At 69.7% G+C, this 18,255-nt stretch carries 13 protein-coding genes and 1 pseudogene; 11 read left to right on the plus strand and 3 right to left on the minus strand.

The window, feature by feature from the left end; translation table 11 throughout:
- The first annotated feature begins 49 nt into the window (after window positions 1–49).
- The 11 genes from AC2IPW_RS10095 to AC2IPW_RS10145 all read left to right on the plus strand — a co-directional run bounded on the left by AC2IPW_RS10095 (window position 50) and on the right by AC2IPW_RS10145 (window position 13,206).
- Window positions 50–3,448 (plus strand): pyruvate carboxylase, encoded by a 3,399-nt coding sequence (locus AC2IPW_RS10095; RefSeq protein WP_486376799.1) that lies wholly within the window; start codon window positions 50–52, stop codon window positions 3,446–3,448.
- Window positions 3,408–4,037: a 16S rRNA (guanine(966)-N(2))-methyltransferase RsmD gene (gene rsmD / locus AC2IPW_RS10100; protein WP_486376800.1), complete on the plus strand. Its 630-nt coding sequence runs from the start codon at window positions 3,408–3,410 to the stop codon at window positions 4,035–4,037. Before AC2IPW_RS10095 ends, rsmD begins: the two co-directional genes overlap by 41 nt.
- Window positions 4,034–4,528: a pantetheine-phosphate adenylyltransferase gene (coaD, locus tag AC2IPW_RS10105; RefSeq protein ID WP_003939055.1), complete on the plus strand. Its 495-nt coding sequence runs from the start codon at window positions 4,034–4,036 to the stop codon at window positions 4,526–4,528. The genes rsmD and coaD overlap by 4 nt, the downstream gene beginning before the upstream one ends.
- Window positions 4,529–4,757: 229 nt before the next feature.
- Window positions 4,758–5,519 carry a DivIVA domain-containing protein gene (locus AC2IPW_RS10110; protein ID WP_003939054.1) on the plus strand — a complete coding sequence of 254 codons (762 nt, stop codon included), beginning with the start codon at window positions 4,758–4,760 and terminating at the stop codon, window positions 5,517–5,519.
- 126 nt (window positions 5,520–5,645) lie between these two features.
- Window positions 5,646–6,260 carry a YceD family protein gene (locus AC2IPW_RS10115; protein ID WP_003939053.1) on the plus strand — a complete coding sequence of 205 codons (615 nt, stop codon included), beginning with the start codon at window positions 5,646–5,648 and terminating at the stop codon, window positions 6,258–6,260.
- 2 nt (window positions 6,261–6,262) lie between these two features.
- Complete coding sequence (gene rpmF / locus AC2IPW_RS10120) at window positions 6,263–6,445, plus strand: 50S ribosomal protein L32 (RefSeq protein ID WP_003939052.1); 183 nt, start codon at window positions 6,263–6,265, stop codon at window positions 6,443–6,445.
- A gap of 19 nt (window positions 6,446–6,464) precedes the next feature.
- Window positions 6,465–7,226, plus strand: a complete 762-nt coding sequence (gene rnc, locus AC2IPW_RS10125; RefSeq protein ID WP_054374642.1) for a ribonuclease III — start codon at window positions 6,465–6,467, stop codon at window positions 7,224–7,226.
- A gap of 6 nt (window positions 7,227–7,232) precedes the next feature.
- Window positions 7,233–8,102, plus strand: coding sequence for a bifunctional DNA-formamidopyrimidine glycosylase/DNA-(apurinic or apyrimidinic site) lyase (gene mutM, locus AC2IPW_RS10130; protein ID WP_010592786.1), 870 nt, complete (start codon window positions 7,233–7,235; stop codon window positions 8,100–8,102).
- A gap of 109 nt (window positions 8,103–8,211) precedes the next feature.
- Window positions 8,212–8,661, plus strand: coding sequence for a hypothetical protein (locus AC2IPW_RS10135; protein ID WP_486376801.1), 450 nt, complete (start codon window positions 8,212–8,214; stop codon window positions 8,659–8,661).
- A gap of 181 nt (window positions 8,662–8,842) precedes the next feature.
- Window positions 8,843–10,069 carry a Na+/H+ antiporter NhaA gene (gene nhaA / locus AC2IPW_RS10140; RefSeq protein ID WP_371383169.1) on the plus strand — a complete coding sequence of 409 codons (1,227 nt, stop codon included), beginning with the start codon at window positions 8,843–8,845 and terminating at the stop codon, window positions 10,067–10,069.
- 140 nt (window positions 10,070–10,209) lie between these two features.
- Window positions 10,210–13,206, plus strand: a complete 2,997-nt coding sequence (locus tag AC2IPW_RS10145; protein ID WP_486376802.1) for a UPF0182 family protein — start codon at window positions 10,210–10,212, stop codon at window positions 13,204–13,206.
- Between the two features lie 206 nt (window positions 13,207–13,412).
- Here the strand turns inward: AC2IPW_RS10145 and AC2IPW_RS10150 are convergent, their stop codons facing one another.
- The 3 genes and pseudogenes from AC2IPW_RS10150 to AC2IPW_RS10160 form a co-directional block, all read right to left on the minus strand.
- Window positions 13,413–15,065, minus strand: coding sequence for a cation:proton antiporter (locus AC2IPW_RS10150; RefSeq protein ID WP_486376803.1), 1,653 nt, complete (start codon window positions 15,063–15,065; stop codon window positions 13,413–13,415).
- A 6-nt stretch (window positions 15,066–15,071) separates the two neighbouring features.
- Complete coding sequence (locus tag AC2IPW_RS10155; protein WP_486376804.1) at window positions 15,072–17,843, minus strand: cation-transporting P-type ATPase; 2,772 nt, start codon at window positions 17,841–17,843, stop codon at window positions 15,072–15,074.
- Between the two features lie 218 nt (window positions 17,844–18,061).
- A pseudogene (locus AC2IPW_RS10160) lies at window positions 18,062–18,172 on the minus strand (potassium transporter Kef); the annotation flags it as partial.
- Between the last annotated feature and the right edge of the window lie 83 nt (window positions 18,173–18,255).

Consider the following 18,255-nt stretch of genomic DNA (forward strand, 5'->3'; position numbering starts at 1 on the left):
CTGGGACGCGGGCGCCGAACGGAGTGTTTCGTCGCGGTACCGTCGTCCAATGTTCTCCAAAGTGCTTGTCGCCAACCGAGGCGAGATCGCGATCCGCGCATTCCGTGCCGCCTACGAACTGGGTGCCGGGACCGTCGCGGTGTTTCCGTACGAGGACCGCAATTCCCTGCACCGGCTCAAGGCCGACGAGGCCTACCAGATCGGGGAGCAGGGGCATCCGGTCCGTGCGTACCTGTCCGTGGCGGAGATCGTCGCCGCCGCGAAGAAGGCCGGGGCCGACGCCGTCTACCCCGGCTACGGCTTCCTGTCCGAGAACCCGGATCTGGCGGCGGCGTGTGCGGCGGAAGGGATCACCTTCATCGGTCCGTCGGCGCACGTGCTGGAGCTGACCGGGAACAAGGCCCGGGCGATCGCCGCGGCGAAGGCGGCGGGCCTGCCGGTGCTGGCGTCGTCCGAGCCGTCGGCGGACCTCGAGGAGCTGCTCGAGGCGGCGGAGTCGATGGAGTTCCCGATCTTCGTCAAGGCCGTCGCCGGCGGCGGTGGCCGCGGGATGCGGCGCGTCGCCGAGCCGGCGGCGCTGCGCGAGGCGATCGAGGCGGCGTCCCGCGAGGCGGACGCGGCGTTCGGCGATCCCACGGTGTTCCTCGAGCAGGCCGTGGTCGATCCCCGGCACATCGAGGTGCAGATCCTGGCCGACACCCAGGGCAACGTCATGCATCTGTTCGAGCGGGACTGCTCGCTGCAGCGCCGCCACCAGAAGGTCATCGAGCTGGCCCCGGCACCGAACCTCGCGCCCGAGCTGCGGGAGCGGATCTGCGCGGACGCCGTCGCCTTCGCGAAGCAGATCGGGTACAGCTGTGCCGGCACCGTGGAGTTCCTCCTCGATTCGCGCGGCAACCACGTCTTCATCGAGATGAACCCGCGTATCCAGGTCGAGCACACCGTCACCGAGGAGATCACCGACGTCGACCTCGTGCAGGCGCAGCTGCGCATCGCCTCCGGCGAGTCGCTGACCGACCTGGGCCTGTCGCAGGACAAGGTCGCCATCCGCGGGGCGGCGCTGCAGTGCCGCATCACTACCGAGGATCCGGCCAACGGATTCCGGCCCGACACCGGCCGCATCAGTGCCTACCGCACGCCCGGCGGCGCCGGGATCCGCCTCGACGGCGGCACCTCCGTCGGTGCCGAGGTCTCCGCTCACTTCGACTCGATGCTGGTCAAGCTCACGGCGCGCGGCCGCGACCTGCCCACCGCCGTCGCCCGTGCCCGCCGCGCGGTCACCGAGTTCCGCATCCGCGGCGTGTCGACGAACATCCCCTTCCTGCAGGCCGTACTCGACGATCCGGACTTCCGGGCCGGCAACGTCACCACGTCGTTCATCGACGAGCGCCCCCAGCTGCTGACCGCCAAGACGTCCGCGGACCGCGGCACCAAGATCGTCGAGTACCTGGCCGACGTGACGGTGAACAAGCCGCACGGCGAGCGCCCGACGACCGTGTACCCGCACGACAAGCTGCCGAAGATCGACCTCGACGTCGCCCCGCCGGAAGGCTCGCGGCAGCGTCTGCTCGCCCTCGGCCCGGACGGCTTCGCGAAGGCGCTGCGCGAGCAGAAGGCCCTCGCCGTCACCGACACCACCTTCCGCGATGCGCACCAGTCGCTGCTCGCGACCCGCGTGCGCAGCAAGGACCTGCTCACCGTCGCCGGTCACGTCGCGCGGATGACCCCGCAACTGCTGTCGATCGAGGCGTGGGGCGGTGCCACCTACGACGTCGCGCTGCGCTTTTTGCACGAGGATCCGTGGGAGCGGCTCGCGGCGCTGCGCGAGGCCGTCCCCAACATCAACCTGCAGATGCTGCTGCGCGGGCGCAACACGGTCGGCTACACCCCGTACCCGGAGGTGGTCACCCGCGCGTTCGTGCGGGAGGCCACCGACACCGGCATCGACATCTTCCGCATCTTCGACGCGCTGAACAACGTCGACCAGATGCGGCCGGCGATCGACGCGGTCCGCGAGACCGGCACCGCCCTGGCCGAGGTCGCGATGTCCTACACCGGGGACCTGTCGGATCCCGGCGAGACGCTCTACACCCTCGACTACTACCTGCGCCTGGCGGAGCAGATCGTCGAGGCCGGGGCGCACGTGCTGGCGATCAAGGACATGGCCGGGTTGCTGCGCGCCCCCGCGGCCGCCACCCTGGTCTCGGCGCTGCGCAGCAACTTCGACCTGCCGGTGCACGTGCACACCCACGACACCCCCGGCGGCCAGCTCGCGACGTACCTCGCGGCATGGCAGGCCGGCGCCGACGCCGTCGACGGCGCCTCCGCCGCACTGGCCGGCACCACCAGCCAGCCCGCGCTGTCGGCGATCGTCGCCGCGGCGGCGCACTCGGAGCACGACACCGGCCTCGACCTGCAGGCCGTGTGCGACCTCGAGCCGTACTGGGAGGCGTTGCGCAAGGTGTACGCGCCGTTCGAGTCGGGTCTGCCCGCCCCCACGGGCCGGGTCTACACCCACGAGATCCCCGGCGGGCAGCTGTCGAACCTGCGGCAGCAGGCCATCGCGCTGGGCCTGGGCGACCGGTTCGAGGAGGTCGAGGCCAAGTACGCCGCCGCCGACCGGATGCTCGGCCGGCTGGTCAAGGTCACGCCCTCGTCGAAGGTGGTCGGCGACCTGGCTCTGCACCTGGTGGGCTCCGGCGTCGCCAGCGAGGAGTTCGCGGCCGACCCGTCCCGCTTCGACATCCCGGACTCGGTGGTCGGATTCCTGCGCGGCGAGCTCGGCACCCCGCCCGGCGGGTGGCCCGAGCCGTTCCGCTCCAAGGCCCTCGAGGGCCGCGGTGCCCCCAAGGCCGAGGTGCCGCTGACGTCCGAGGACGAGAAGGCCCTCGACGACACCTCCACCGAGCGCCGCGCCACCTTGAACCGGCTGCTGTTCCCCGGCCCGACCCAGGCGTTCCTCGAGCACCGGGACCGCTACGGCGACACCTCGGAGCTGTCGGCCAACCAGTTCTTCTACGGGCTGCGGCGCGGGGAGGAGCACCGGGTGCGCCTGGACAAGGGCGTCGAACTGCTGATCGGGCTCGAGGCGATCTCGGAGCCGGACGAGCGCGGCTTCCGGACGGTGATGTGCATCCTCAACGGGCAGTTGCGTCCGGTGTCGGTGCGCGACAAGTCCGTCGCCAGCGAGGTTCCGGCCGCGGAGAAGGCCGACCGCACCAACCCCGGGCACGTCGCCGCACCGTTCGCCGGCGCCGTGACCCTCCTGGTCGCCGAAGGCGACCGGGTCGCCGCCGGCGACACCGTCGCCACCATCGAGGCGATGAAGATGGAGGCCGCGATCACCGCGCCGCGCGGCGGCACCGTCACCCGTGTCGCCCTCGGCGGCGTGTCCCAGGTGGAAGGCGGTGACCTGCTGGTCGTCGTGTCCGAGGCGAGCGCGGAGTGATCGGACGGTTCTCCGGGACGGTGCGATGACCCGGATCGTGGCCGGCCGGGCCGGGGGGCGGCGCCTGAAGGTGCCGCCCCGCGGCACCCGGCCCACCTCGGAGCGGGTCCGGGAGGCGCTCTTCAGCTCCCTCACGGCCCGGATGGAGCTCGACGGCGCGTCGGTGCTGGACCTGTACGCCGGCTCCGGCGCGCTCGGCCTCGAGGCGTTGTCCCGGGGCGCCACCCATGCCCTGCTCGTCGAGTCCGACGCGCAGGCCGCCGCGGTGATCCGCCGGAACATCGGCGAACTCGGGCTGCCTGCGGTGTTGCGGGCGGCGCCGGTGGCTGCGGTGCTCGGCGGTGTTCCGGACCGGATCTACGACCTGGTGCTCGCAGATCCGCCGTATGCGGTGACCGAGCAGGCGGTGACCGCGATGCTCGCCGGCTTGGTCGACGGGGGCTGGGTGGGGGAGGGTTCCGTGGTGGTGCTCGAGCGCTCCTCCCGCTCGCCGGAGACGGTGTGGCCGGACGCCCTCGAACCGGAACGCGTCCGCAAGTACGGTGAGACCCGGATCGAGATCGCCACCTGCTACGGTTCGGACTCATGAGCAGTGCGGTCTGCCCCGGTTCGTTCGATCCCGTGACCAACGGCCATCTCGACGTCATCTCGCGGACTGCTGTGCAGTTCGACGAAGTGACGGTGACCGTCGTGATCAACCCCAACAAGCAGGGAATGTTCACGGTCCCCGAGCGCATCGAGATGCTCACCGAAGCCACCGCGCATCTCGGCAACGTGCGCGTCGACTCCTGGCAGGGCCTGTTGGTGGACTACGCACGTGCCCACGGGATCACCGCTATCGTCAAGGGCCTGCGCGGTGCCAACGACTTCGACTACGAGCTGCAGATGGCGCAGATGAACCACAAGCTCACCGGCGTCGACACCCTCTTCGTCGCGACCAATCCGGCCTACAGCTACCTGTCGAGTTCGCTCGTCAAGGAGGTCGCCACCTACGGCGGCGACGTCGCGGACATGCTTCCGGCGACGGTGCACAAGCGGCTCCTCGCGCGGATCGCGGAGCGCACAGCCGCGCAGCGCTGATCGGGCCCAGCCGCGCAGCGCTGGCCGGGCCCAGCCGCGCAGCGCTGATCGGACCCGGCCGCGCAGCGCTGATCGGACCCAGCCGCGCAGCGCTGGCCGGGCGGGCCGGCCCCGCCGTTCGATTGCCGACACACCGGGTGCGCGATGCCCGACTCGGACGGTACCTGCGGCAGACTTGCATCCGGCGGCGGTCGCACCGGCCGCGCCGGGACGACGATTGGGGTTGGGCGTGTACCGGGTATTCGAGGCACTCGACGAGCTGGTCGCGATCGTCGAGGAAGCACGCAGTGTCCCGATGACCGCGAGCTGCGTGGTCCCGCGCGGCGACGTACTGGATCTGCTCGACGACGTCCGCGACGCGTTGCCCGCGGAACTGGACGACGCGCAGGACGTCCTGGACCATCGTGACAAGCTCATCGGTGACGCGCGGACCCAGGCCGACAAGACGGTCGCGGACGCCGACGCGGAAGCCCGCGAGACTCTCGACAACGCCCGCGCGGACGCGGACCGCATGCTCGCCGACGCGAAGGCGCAGGCGGACCGGATGGTGCAGGAGGCCCGTGCCCACGCCGACGATCTGGTGCGCGATGCCCAGGCCGAGGCCGACGACACGATCGCCGACGCCAAGGAGCAGTACGAGTCCGTGACGGCCCGCGCGCAGGCCGAGGCCGACCGCATGATCGAGGCAGGCAAGGCCTCGTACGAGCGGTCGGTCGCCGACGGCGAGGCCGAGCAGGCTCGGCTGGTGTCGAAGACGGAGGTCGTGCAGGCCGCGCACGCCGAGTCGGCCCGGGTCATCGACGCCGCGCATGCCGAGTCGGATCGGTTGCGATCGGAATGCGACGAGTACGTCGATTCCAAGCTCGCCGAGTTCGAGGACGTGCTCGGAACGACCCTGCGGTCGGTGGGTCGCGGCCGGCAGCAGTTGCGAACGGGCGCCGGGGTGCCCGACTACACGGAGGCCGAACGCCGGTCCGAGCGGCGCCGCTGACGCTTCCGGCGTCCGCGCGGGGGGTTGGGGGGCGATTTCGTTGTGCCCGGCTCCGTCGCGTATCGTGGAGTGGTTGCCCAGCCGTTCCGCGGCATCCGCCACCTGGAAAGAGGAAGAAGCATTCCCGTGTCTGCCCGCCGTCACAGCTCCCAGCATCCCGACCGGGATTCGGGTCTCGTGCTGGACGTACTCTCGCTCGGCCGCCGTCCGGGTTCCATGCGCACCGTCCACGAAGTGGTACCCGCGCCGGTGCGGATCGGACTCGACGCAATCGCGATCGAGGAAGGCACGGATGTGGAACTCGACCTCCGGTTGGAAGCGGTCTCGGAGGGGGTCCTCGTCACCGGGACCGTGCGTGCCGATACAGTCGGCGAGTGCTCGCGCTGCCTCGAGCCCTTCGAGGACTCGGTGGAGTTGTACCTGACGGAGCTGTTCGCCTACCCGAACAGCGTCACGGAGCAGACCACCGACGAGGACGAGGTCTACCGCCTGGTGGACGACACGATCGACCTCGAGCCGGTCATCGTCGACACCGTCGGACTGGAACTTCCGCTGCGGCCGTTGTGTAGTGACGACTGCGCGGGACTGTGCCCCGAATGCGGCATTCGCCTGGCGATTGCGGAATCCGGGCACGGGCATGAGAGAATGGATCCTCGCTGGGCTGGGTTGGCAGCCGCTTTCGGCGCAGGCTCCGAAGAACCCAGCAGTGCATCCGACAGCAAGAACAACGAGGAGAAGTAGACGTGGCCGTCCCCAAGCGCAGAATGTCGCGTTCGAACACCCGGTCGCGGCGGAGCCAGTGGAACACCACTGCGCCGACGCTCGTCACCTGCCCGAACCGCGGCTGCGGCGAGAAGAAGCTGCCGCACGTGGCGTGCCCGTCGTGCGGCACCTACAACGGCCGTCAGGTGACCGCCGCCGTCTAGTTCTCGAATCTGAGACATCGTGACGAGCGATTCGACCACCGCATCCGAGGGCGGCGAAGGGGAACACGCGTCCCTTCTCGCCGCCCTCGGTGTCGATGTGGATCCGGAGCTGCTGACGCTTGCGCTCACGCACCGCTCCTACGCGTACGAGAACGGCGGCCTGCCGACCAACGAGCGTCTCGAGTTCCTCGGCGACGCCGTCCTGGGCCTCACCGTCACCGAGAAGCTGTACCTGTCGCACCCGGACAAGTCCGAGGGTGAACTCGCGAAGATCCGGGCTTCGGTGGTGAACATGCACGCCCTCGCGGAGGTCGCGCGATCCCTCGGTGAGGGGGGCCTCGGTCCGCACCTGCTGCTCGGCAAGGGTGAGGAACTCACCGGTGGCCGCGACAAGCCCAGCATCCTCGCGGACGGCATGGAGTCGCTGCTCGGTGCCGTCCACCTGCAGCACGGCATCGACGTCGCGCGCACCGTCGTGCTGCGCCTGTTCGCCGAACTCCTGGAGCGCGGCCCGCGCCTCGGCGCCGGCCTCGACTGGAAGACGAGCCTGCAGGAACTGACCGCGGAACGCGGCGTGGGCGTGCCGGCGTACGAGATCACCGCGACCGGCCCGGACCACGACAAGGAATTCACCGCGACGGTGATCGTCGCGGGCGACGCTCGTGGTGTCGGCGTGGGACGCACCAAGAAGGAAGCCGAGCAGAAGGCCGCCGCCGCGGCCTGGCAGAGCCTGTCCGACAGCGACGCCGCCCCCACCGGCGCCGCGGCCGACCAGAACTGACCCGGCGTGCCCGAACTGCCCGAGGTCGAGGTCGTCCGCCGCGGCCTGGACGCGCACGTCCGGGGCGCCACCATCGAGTCCGTCCAGGTGCTGCACCCTCGTGCGGTGCGCCGCCACGAACCCGGCCCGCGGGATCTCGCGTTGCGGCTGACCGGGCAGGCCGTCGCCGCCGTCCAGCGTCGCGGCAAGTACCTGTGGCTCGTCCTCGAGCCCGCCGACGTCGCGCTGGTCGTGCACCTCGGGATGAGCGGACAGATGCTGGTCCAGCCGCCTGCGGTGCCGGACGAGAAGCACCTGCGCATCCGCGCCGTTCTCGACAACGGCACCGATCTGCGGTTCGTGGACCAGCGCACCTTCGGAGGCTGGGCCCTCGCCCCGCTCGTCGAGGTCGACGGCGCCGTCCTGCCGGAACCCGTCGCACACATCGCCCGCGACCCCCTGGACCCAGCGTTCGATGCGGCCGCCGTGGTGAAGGTGCTGCGCGGCAAGCACTCCGAGATCAAGCGCCTCCTCCTCGACCAGACCGTCGTCTCGGGCATCGGCAACATCTACGCCGACGAATCGCTGTGGCGGGCCGGCGTACACGGCAACCGCGCAGCCGATCGGCTCGGGGGACCGACCCTGCGCCGGCTGCTCGATGCGGCCCGCGACGTGATGGGCGAGGCACTCGCGAAGGGTGGCACCTCGTTCGATGCCCTCTACGTCAACGTCAACGGTGAGTCCGGGTACTTCGATCGGTCGCTGAACGTCTACGGCCAGGAGAACCTGCCGTGCCCGCGGTGCGGTACGCCGGTGCGGCGCGAGAAGTTCATGAACCGTTCGTCGTTCAGTTGCCCGACGTGTCAGCCGCCGCCCCGGAGCGCGCGGCGAGTCTGAGCTCCGCCCACCTCCGAGTCGAAGCAGCGAATCCGCCTCACGATCCCGCTCCGGGCAGGCACAGTGGGAGCGGCGGAGGAGGACGCACATGCGAACATCGAGGAGAGCCGTGGCCGTGGCTGCGGCAGCGCTGACGGTGGCACTCGCGGTCGGCGGCTGCGGCACCGACGACACTTACCCGAGCGAGTCGGCGCAGACGACCACCGAGGCAGCCCCGGAGACGACCCCACCGACCGGGACGGCCGGTTCCGAACCCGGGCAGCCGGGCACCGAGCCGCAGGTCACCGAGGCGACGGGTGGGATCCCGGCCTATCAGCCGTCGACACTCGTCAGCCGATCGATCGGCTCGACCGTCCTGACGACCTCCGACCCGATCGACCAGGTCGGCGCCTTCTACCTCGACTTCGTGGACCGGGAGGGGTGGCAGACGGTCTCCGAAAGCGTCACCCCGTACAGCACGAGTCTCACGATCAGGAAGGAAGGTGAGGGCGCCTCCATCTCGGTCTCGGCGGGCGGTGACGGGACGCTGGTCTCCATCAGCACCTATCCGTCCCCGTGACGGGCCGCCCGGTTGTCTCGGCTCGAATCGGGGACCCGGGGTGGGATACGGTGGATCCGGTGCGCCGGGAAGTCTGGTCGGCAGACGATGACCGCTACCCGAAATCCGAGGACGATCGATGACGACACCCTTCTCCCGCCTGCCGTTGCTCTCACGTGGATCGTGGGAGGAATCCAAGCGGGTGACCGAGATTCTCCGCAAGGAGACGGTCGGCGGTGTCCTGCTGCTCATCGGCGCGCTCGTGGCCCTGATCTGGGCCAACACGCCGTGGTCCGACGCCTACCACAGCCTACGTGACACGACGGTGGGCCCGTCCGCCCTGCATCTGGACCTCTCGCTCGGGACGTGGGCGGCCGACGGGCTGCTGGCCATCTTCTTCTTCGTCGTCGGCTTGGAACTCAAGCGCGAGTTCGTCGCCGGCGACCTGCGCGATCTACGGCGCGCAGCGGTGCCGATCACCGCCGCGGTGGGGGGAATGGCGGTTCCCGCCGTCGTGTTCGTCGCGGTGAATCTGCGCGGCGGAGGGGACGCCCTGGCGGGGTGGGCCGTGCCCACCGCCACCGACATCGCCTTCGCCGTGGCCATCCTGGCCGTCATCGGCACACACCTCCCGGCCGCACTGCGTACCTTCCTGCTCACGCTCGCCGTCGTCGACGACCTGCTCGCCGTCACCGTGATCGCGGTGTTCTACACCGACGACCTCGACTTCGTGTACCTCGGACTGGCGGTGCTGCCGCTGCTCGCCTTCGCGCTCGCGGTGCAGCGCGGCATCCGGTTCTGGTGGCTCCTGGTGCCGCTGGCGGCGCTCACGTGGTTCCTCGTCCACGAATCCGGCGTGCACGCCACCGTGGCCGGCGTCCTGCTCGGGTTCACCGTGCCGGTCGCCCGCCGGACCCGCACCGGCACGGAAGCCATGGCCGAGCAGTTCGAACATCGCCTCCGGCCACTGTCGGCCGGGGTGGCTGTCCCGATCTTCGCGTTCTTCGCCGCCGGCGTGACGATCGGGGGCCTCGACGGCCTGGGTGAGGCGCTCCGCGACCCGATCTCGATCGGTGTCGTCGCGGGCCTCGTGCTCGGCAAGGTCGTCGGGATCTTCGGCGTCACCTACCTGATGGCGCGGTTCACCCGCGCCCACCTGGACGAGGGTCTGAGCTGGCTGGACGTGCTCGGGGTCGCGCTGCTCGGCGGCATCGGCTTCACCGTCTCTCTGCTGATCGGGGATCTCGCGTACGGCGCCGGCACCGTCGCGGCCGACCACATCAAGGTTGCCGTCCTCGTCGGCTCCCTCACGGCGGCACTCGCCGCCTCGGTGGTGCTCCGCTCCCGGAACCGGGCCTACCGCAGGATCGCCGAACTCGAGACCGTCGACGCGGATCACGACGGCATCCCGGACGTCTACCAGCGCTGAGGCTCCGCCGGGTCGCGTGGCAGGGGTCGTCGGTTTCCTGGGCGGGGTGATCGCCCCCGCCTAGAATGGACGGACGGACATCGCGGCGGCACCCGCTCCGGCGTCGCCCCGGGCACCGCGGTGTACGCGGGTGATCGGAGGTGGACGTGCATCCCTCCGAACCCGCACGCGTGCTACCCCGCCGGGCGTATCGGGCGCTCGTCGCGTTTCTGGTCCTCTTCGTTCTGCTCGTCGCCGGACCTCGCCTGGTGGCGGTGTACACCGACTGGCTCTGGTTCGGAGAGGTCGGCTACCGGGACGTGTGGGGCACCGTCCTCGTGACCCGGCTGGTGCTGTTCGCCGTGGTGACGCTCGTGGTGACGGGGCTGCTCTTCGGAGCGACGGTGTGGGCGTACCGATCGCGGCCCCTGTTCGCCACCGGTCCGGACGATCCGATCGAGCGATACCGGATCATGGTCCTGCGGCGCCCGAAACTGTACGCGATCGGCATCCCGCTGCTGCTGGGACTGTTCTTCGGCCTGAGCGCACAGAGCCAGTGGGCCAGGGTGCAGCTCTTCCTCCACGGCGGAGCATTCGGAAGCACCGACGCCGAGTTCGGGCACGACATCGGGTTCTACGTCTTCGACCTGCCCTTCTACCGGCTCCTGCTGACGTGGGCGTTCCTCGCGCTGTTCCTGGCACTCGTGCTCTGCACGGCCACCCACTTTCTCTTCGGCGGACTCCGGGTGCCCTTCGTGACCGGCTCCGGCACTCGGCGCGGCACCACCGGCGCGACGACGCGCGCGGCCCGGATCCAGATCGCGGTTTCCGCCGGGAGTTTCATCGCGCTCAAGGCGGTCGCATACTGGTTCGATCGGTACGAGCTGTTGTGGAGCGGCCGGAAGGAACCGACGTTCACCGGGGCCGGGTTCACCGACATCAACGCGGTCCTGCCGGCGCGCCTGATCCTGGTGGCGATCGCCGTGCTCTGCGCGGCGGCGTTCTTCGCCTCGATCCTGCTGGACGACCTGCGGGTGCCGTTGATGGCGACCGCGCTCCTGGTCCTGTCGTCGATCGTCGTCGGCGGTATCTTCCCGGCACTCACGGAGCAGTTCTCGGTGCGCCCGAACGCCGCCGATCGTGAGAGCCCGTACATCGAGCGCAACATCGCCGCGACCAGACAGGCATACGGGATCGAGGCCGATCGCGTCGAGTACCTCGACTATCCCGGGGTCGGAACCCGGCCCCCCCGGGAGATCCCGGCCGACGTCACCACGATCGCCAACGCCCGGCTGCTGGACCCGAACGTGCTTTCCAGGACCTTCACCCAGCAACAGCAGCTGAAGAACTTCTACGGGTTCACTCCGCAGCTGGACATCGACCGGTACACCATCGACGGGAAGGTCGGTGACTACATCGTCGCCGCACGGGAACTGTCCCCGGACAGCCTGAGCGGCAATCAGACCCAGTGGATCAACCGGCACACCGTCTACACCCACGGCAACGGATTCGTGGCGGCGCCGGCGAACCGGGTCAACGCCGCCGTACGAGACGCGGCCGCGGCCGGCAGCGGAAGCGACAGCGGTTACCCCATCTACACCGTCAGCGACATCGCTTCCCAGGCCTCCGGCAGGCAACTGATCCCGGTCGAACAACCGCGCATCTACTTCGGTGAACTGATCGCGGCGTCGGACCCGGACTACGCGATCGTCGGTGGGCCCGCCGGCGCGACGCCGCGCGAGTACGACACGGACACCTCCCAGTACACCTACACCGGAAGCGGGGGAGTGCCGATCGGGAACTGGATCAACCGGCTGGCCTTCGCGGTGCGCTACGGCGAGCGCAACATTCTGTTCTCCGGCGCCATCGGGGTGGATTCGAAGATCATCTTCGATCGTGATCCGAAGACCCGCGTGGAGCGGGTCGCGCCGTGGCTGCGCACCGACGGCAATCCGTACCCTGCGGTCGTGGACGGCCGGATCGTCTGGATCGTCGACGGCTACACCACCCTCGCGCACTACCCGTACTCCCAGTCCGGCGCGCTGCCCGGCGCCGGCCTCACCGATACGGGCCGGCTGTTGCCGGGTGAGGCCGTCTCCTACATCAGGAACTCGGTCAAGGCCACGGTGGACGCCTACGACGGGACCGTCACCCTCTACCAGGTGGACACGAACGACCCGGTCCTCGTGGCGTGGATGGGCGCCTTCCCTGAGGCCGTGCAACCGCCGGAATCGATCAGCCCGGAACTGCGCGCCCACTTCCGATACCCGGAGGACCTCTTCGGTCTCCAGCGGGAGCGGCTCGCGAAGTACCACGTCGACGACCCACGGGAATTCTTCACCAACAATGCGTTCTGGTCCGTTCCCAGCGACCCCACCTCCGAGGCCGTGGGGTCTCAGCCGCCGTACTACGTGCTGGTCGGTGACCGCGAGAACGCGGAACCGTCCTTCCGTCTGGCCAGCGCGATGGTCGGGTTCAACCGGGAATTCCTCTCCGCCTACATCTCGGTGGACTCCGACCCGGACAACTACGGCCGGATGGAGGTGCTGCAGCTGCCGACCGACACGCAGACCCAGGGTCCGCAGCAAACCCAGAACTCGATGATCTCCGACACCCGGGTGGCCTCCGAACGCACCCTGCTCGAGCGGTCCAACCGGATCCACTACGGCAATCTGCTGACGCTGCCGATCGCGGACGGCGGGGTGCTCTACGTCGAGCCCCTGTTCACCGAGCGTCTCACCAGCACCGCCGACGGCTCGACGTTCCCGCAGTTGTCGCGGGTGCTGGTCAGCTATCGCGAACCCAGCGCCGGCGGCGTCCGCGTCGGGTACGCACCCACCCTCGCCGAGGCACTCGACCAGGTCTTCGGTGCGGGTACGGGCCGGGTGGCAACCGCACCCGGCGGTGACGCCGCGACCGCGCCGGATCCTGCTGCGACCGCACCGCCGCCCGAGGAAGGCGCTGCGGTGCCGCCGACCACCGCGCCAGCGGAGCCGACCCCGGAACAGCTGACCGCTGCCGTCGTCGAACTGAACAATGCCCTGGCGGATCTGCGCGAAGCCCAGCGCACGGGCGACTTCACGTCGTACGGCGCTGCGCTCGACCGGCTCCAACGCGCCGTCGACAACTTCCTGGCGGCTGGGGGAAGCCTCAACTGAAGTTCACGTGGCCGATGTCGGGGACCGTCCGGCACCGCAAGCTCCGTCCCGAGACCGCGGGATTTCGGTCGCGTCCCGGCAGAAAAGCGGTAGCCGTGCCAGGGTGATCCGCCTCGCCGTCGTAGTCGGGCAAGCGCTCGGCACCACGCAGCGGGTCCACCTGGACGTGCGCCCGGTTCCCCTCCGCGTACCGCGCAGTGCGCCGGTCAGTCGTCTGACCTTTCGGGGTCGGCGACCTCCACGAGCTGGTCCAGTGCATCAATCGTGGTGGTGGCCGCCAGCGCGAACGGGTCGACCACAAGGTCGGCGCCTGCGTCGCGGAGCCGCTCGGAGTCGTGGCTGCCGTGGGCGGTGACGGCGACCTTGCCGCGAAACCCGTGGTGACGCAGTCCGTGCAGGAGCGCGAGATTCGTCTCCAGGACAGGGATCGTGCTGATCACGTACCGCGCGGTCGACAGAGGGAGGGTTTCGAGGAAGTGTGCGTCCTCGGCGCTGCCGTAGACAGCCGTGATGCCGAGCCGACGGTTGGTCGACACGCGGTGCGGATCGAAGTCCACCGCGAGCACGCGGTGGTCGGTCTCGCTCAGTCGGTCGGCGAGGTGCCCACCGAACCGGCCCAGCCCGTAGACGATGCCGTCGACGTCGGCGTCGGGCCCGTCGAGAGCGACACGGCGGACGTCGGGACGCTCGAAGAGACGCAGACCGCACGCGAGGCGCTCGTAGATCCGGTGCGAGTACAAGATCAGGTAGGTCGATCCCCCGATCGTGACCACGCCGACGACGGTGATCAGGCTGACCGTCGCGTTCGTGATGTGCCCTAGGCTCAGCCCGAGTGCCGCCAGGATCAACGAGAACTCGGAGATCTGCGCCACCGTGAGACCGGCGAGGAAGCCCACCCGCACCGGGTACCGCATGAAGGACATGATCGCCACGACGATCAACGGGTTGCCGACCAGTACGAAGACCGAGAAGACGATCGCGGGCACGATCTGTTGCCCGGCGTCCGTGAAGTCGAGCCGGGCGCCCAGATCGAGGAAGAAGAACAGCAGCAGGAAGTCCCGCAGGCTCACCATGCGGGCGCCGAGGGCGTCGCGGTACGGCGTGCTCGCCAGCGACACACCGGCGAGGAAGGCACCCACTTCGGAACTGAAGCCCAGCCACTCGCTGAAGGCGGCAACCGAGACCGCATACGCGACACCGAAGAGCACCAGTAGTTCCTGGGAACGCGCGACGTGGCCGAGCAGCCACGGCAGGACGTAGCGCATCAGCACGACGATGCCGCCGAGCAACCCGAGTCCCTTGGCGAGCACGAGTGCGACCCCGACGGCGACGTGATCGTCCGTCGACTGGCCGAAGGCGGTGAGCACGATCATCACCAGCACGACCACGATGTCCTGGACGATGAGGAAGCCCACGGCGATGCGGCCGTGCAACTGCTCGAGCTCGCGCTTGTCCGACAGCAGCTTGACGATGATGATCGTCGACGAGAAGGTCAGGGCGACGGCCACATACATCGCCGATACCGAATCCATGCCGAGCGCCAGCGCGATGAGGTAGCCGACCACCGAGGTGAACAGGACCTGCCCGAGCCCGGTGGCGAGTGCCACGGGACCGGTGGTGCGAACGAGGTGGAGGTCGAGCTTGAGCCCCACCAGGAACAGCAGGATCGCGATTCCCATCCGGGCCAGCAACTCGACGGTGCTGTCCGCGACGACCCACCCCGTACCGGTCGGACCGACGAGGATGCCGACGCCGATGAACGCGACGATCATCGGCTGCCGCAGCCGCGTCGCGAGCAGCCCTGCCAGCGCAGCGAGGGCGAGGATCGCGGCGACGAGCGGGAAGGAGTGCACGTCCACGGCGGGTCACCTACTCACGGTCGGTGCGGCGACGGGACCGCGTCTCTGGCGGGGTGTCGTGGTCTCTCGTGCGGTCCGGGCGCGCAGGGACTTGTCGACGGCGACGACGAGCACCGCCAGCGTGGCGAGGCCGACGATGCGCAGCCATGCGCCGGCGTCGATCGGCGCGGTCTGGAAGAGCGTGTTCATGGCGGGTACATAGGTGATGGCCAGCTGCGCGAGCGTCTGGACGAACACCCCGACGAGGATCCACCGGTTGCCGAAGAACCCGATCCGCCACACCGACGACGTGAGCGAGCGGCAGCTGAAGAGGTAGAACAGCTCCACCGCGACGACGAGATTGACGGCCGAGGTGCGTGCCTCGTCGACGCCGGCGCCGTTGCCCAACTCCCACTCGAACAGCCACCACGCGCCGCCCACGATGAGCCCGGACACCAGCAGGATCCGGGTGACGAGCGCACCGGTCAGCAGCGGGCGAGTGGGGTCCCGCGGGGGCCGGGACATCGTGTCGGGTTCCTTCGGCTCGAAAGCCAGCATGAGACCCAGCGCGACGGCGGTCGTCATGTTGATCCACAGGATCTGGGTGGGCAGGATCGGCAGGGTCGTCCCGAAGACGATGGCGGCGAGGATGACCAGGCCCTGCCCGAGGCTGGTGGGGAGTACCCAGACGATGAACTTCGTGAGGTTGTCGAATACGCCGCGTCCTTCCTCGACGGCGGCCTCGATGGTGGCGAAGTCGTCGTCGGTGAGCACCATGTCGGCGGCCTCCTTGGCGACCTCCGTTCCGCCATGTCCCATGGCCACCCCGATGTCGGCCTGCCGCAGGGCGGGAGCGTCGTTGACGCCGTCACCCGTCATGGCGACGACGTGGCCGCGTTCCTGCAGGGCCCCGACCAACCGGAGCTTCTGTTCGGGGGAGACCCGTGCGAACACCCTCGCCCGGCCGACCGCCTCCGCGAGTTCCTCGACAGGGATCGCGTCGAGATCCTGTCCGGTGAGCACCAGGCCGTCGTCTGCCTCGCCGATCAGCCCGAGTTGCCGCGCGATCGCCGCTGCGGTGGCCGCATGGTCGCCGGTGATCATCTTGACCGCGATGCCGGCGACGTGGCACACGTGCACGGCGTCCACGGCAGCCTGCCGGGGCGGGTCGAGCATCGCGTGCAGGCCGGTGAACACCATCTCGTCCGAGACGACCGGCAGGTCGAACACCGCCTCCGCATCGATCGTGCGGACGGCCGTGGCCAGCACGCGCAACCCCTGCCGCGCCAAGTCCTCGACGGCCCGGTGGACCGAGTCCCGGTCCAGGGGAAGAAGGCCGCCGTCGGGACCCATGGCGTAGCGGCACCGTTCGAGAATCCGCTCGACGGCACCCTTTGCGAGCACGATCCGCTCACTCGGATGCGACCCGGCGTGCAGTGTCGCCATGAACTGGCGTTCGGAACTGAACGGGATGGTGCCGGCACGGGGATGTTCGGCGCGGACCGCGTCGGGCCCGATGCCGGCCTTGCCCGCCACGACGAGCATCGCGGCCTCGGTGGGATCACCGACGACGGACCACCGGCCGTCCTGCCGGTCGAGGTGGGCGTCGTTGCATCCGGCACCCGCGACGATCGTCCACCGCAGGGCCTCGTCCGAATCGGTCGGCGCGACGGATCCGGTGGGCTCGTGGACGGCGCCTTCGGGCGCGTATCCCGATCCGGTCACCGTGTACAGGGAGTGCATCGTCCACAGGTGGCGCACGGTCATCTGGTTCGCGGTGAGAGTTCCCGTCTTGTCCGAACAGATAACGGTCGTGCTGCCGAGCGTCTCCACGGCGGGTAGGCGACGGATCACCGCTCGGCGCCGGGCCATTCGCGCCACGCCGATGGCCATGGTGATGGTGACGACCGCCGGGAGTCCTTCGGGGATCGCACCGACCGCGAGCGCCACCGCGGCGGTGAACGTTTCCGGCGCGTCCTGACCGCGGACGAGACCGATCGCGAAGGTCGCCGCCGCCAGTACGACGATCGCCACGGTCAGAACCCTGCTGAACGAAGTCAGTTTGGCGGTGAGCGGCGTGGCCAGCACGTCCGCCGCCCCGACGAGGCGATGGATCTCCCCGAGTTCGGTCCGGTCGCCGGTCGCGACGGTGATCCCGGCGCCTGTTCCGGCGGTGACCAACGTGCCCGAATGCACCATGTTGCGGCGATCCGCCACGGCGGTGGCGCGCGGAAGGACCACCTCGTCCTTGAGCACCGGGACGGACTCCCCGGTCAGCGCGGACTCGTCGACCTGCAGTTCGGCCACGCGGATCAGGCGCAGGTCCGCGGGAACCTTGTCGCCGGCCTCGAGGACGACGAGATCACCGGGTACGAGGTCGTCCGACGGCAGGGTCTGCTGGCGGCCGCCGCGGATCACACGTGTCTGTGTGCGCACCATGGACCGGAGTGCGTCGAGCGCCGCCTCGGCCTTGGACTCCTGGACGAAGCCGACGGTGGCATTGACCAGCACGACCGCGAGGATGACCGCCGAGTCGACGTATTCGTCCAGCCACAGCGTGATCGCCGCTGCGGACAACAGGACATAGATGAGGGGATTGTGGAACTGGCGCAGAATCCGCCGCAGCAACCCGTGGCCCGACGCCGCCGGCAGGACGTTGGGCCCGAAGCGATCCAGTCTGTGGACGGCCTCGTCCGCGTCGAGGCCGCGATGTGGATCGGTCTCGTGCAGGAGCACGACCTCGTGGGCCGACAGGTCGTGGTGAGTGTCGACGGGCGAGGAATCGAGGGGTGCAACCATCACGCGACCTCCGGCATCGATTGCGGGGATGACGAGAGCAGCAACCAGGCTCGGTCCGGCACGCCGGATGCAGAGCAGGCGGTCGTCGACTCCGACGGTGAGGGCCTCCGGCGATCCGACGTGCAGCCCCGCCCGCCGTGGGTGATTCCGAGCACGATGTCGGGCAGATCTTCGACCGTCTGCACGACGCCGAGTGTGGCCGTCGCGACGCCCAGCAGTTGCCTGGCGGCGACCTCGAGCATCGACGGATTGGTGTCGACGACCACGATCCGAGACGGCGGGACGCCGTCCCCGAGCATCGCGTCCACCGCGGCACGGCTCATGGTGCCTCCCTGGTCGTGAGATGCGAACACCGATCGCCGACCAGACTTCCCGGCACTCCGGGCATCACCCTATCGTGCGTGCGGCCCGG

This window comes from Rhodococcus sp. NS-SX18 (assembly GCF_057367935.1).

What these genes read in the sequence shown, in the direction of transcription:
- AC2IPW_RS10095 (WP_486376799.1), top strand. Translation starts at nt 50, where the DNA reads ATGTTCTCCAAAGTGCTTGTCGCCAACCGAGGCGAGATCGCGATCCGC.
- AC2IPW_RS10155 (WP_486376804.1), bottom strand. Translation starts at nt 17,843, where the DNA reads ATGGTTGCACCCCTCGATTCCTCGCCCGTCGACACTCACCACGACCTG.
- coaD (WP_003939055.1), top strand. Translation starts at nt 4,034, where the DNA reads ATGAGCAGTGCGGTCTGCCCCGGTTCGTTCGATCCCGTGACCAACGGC.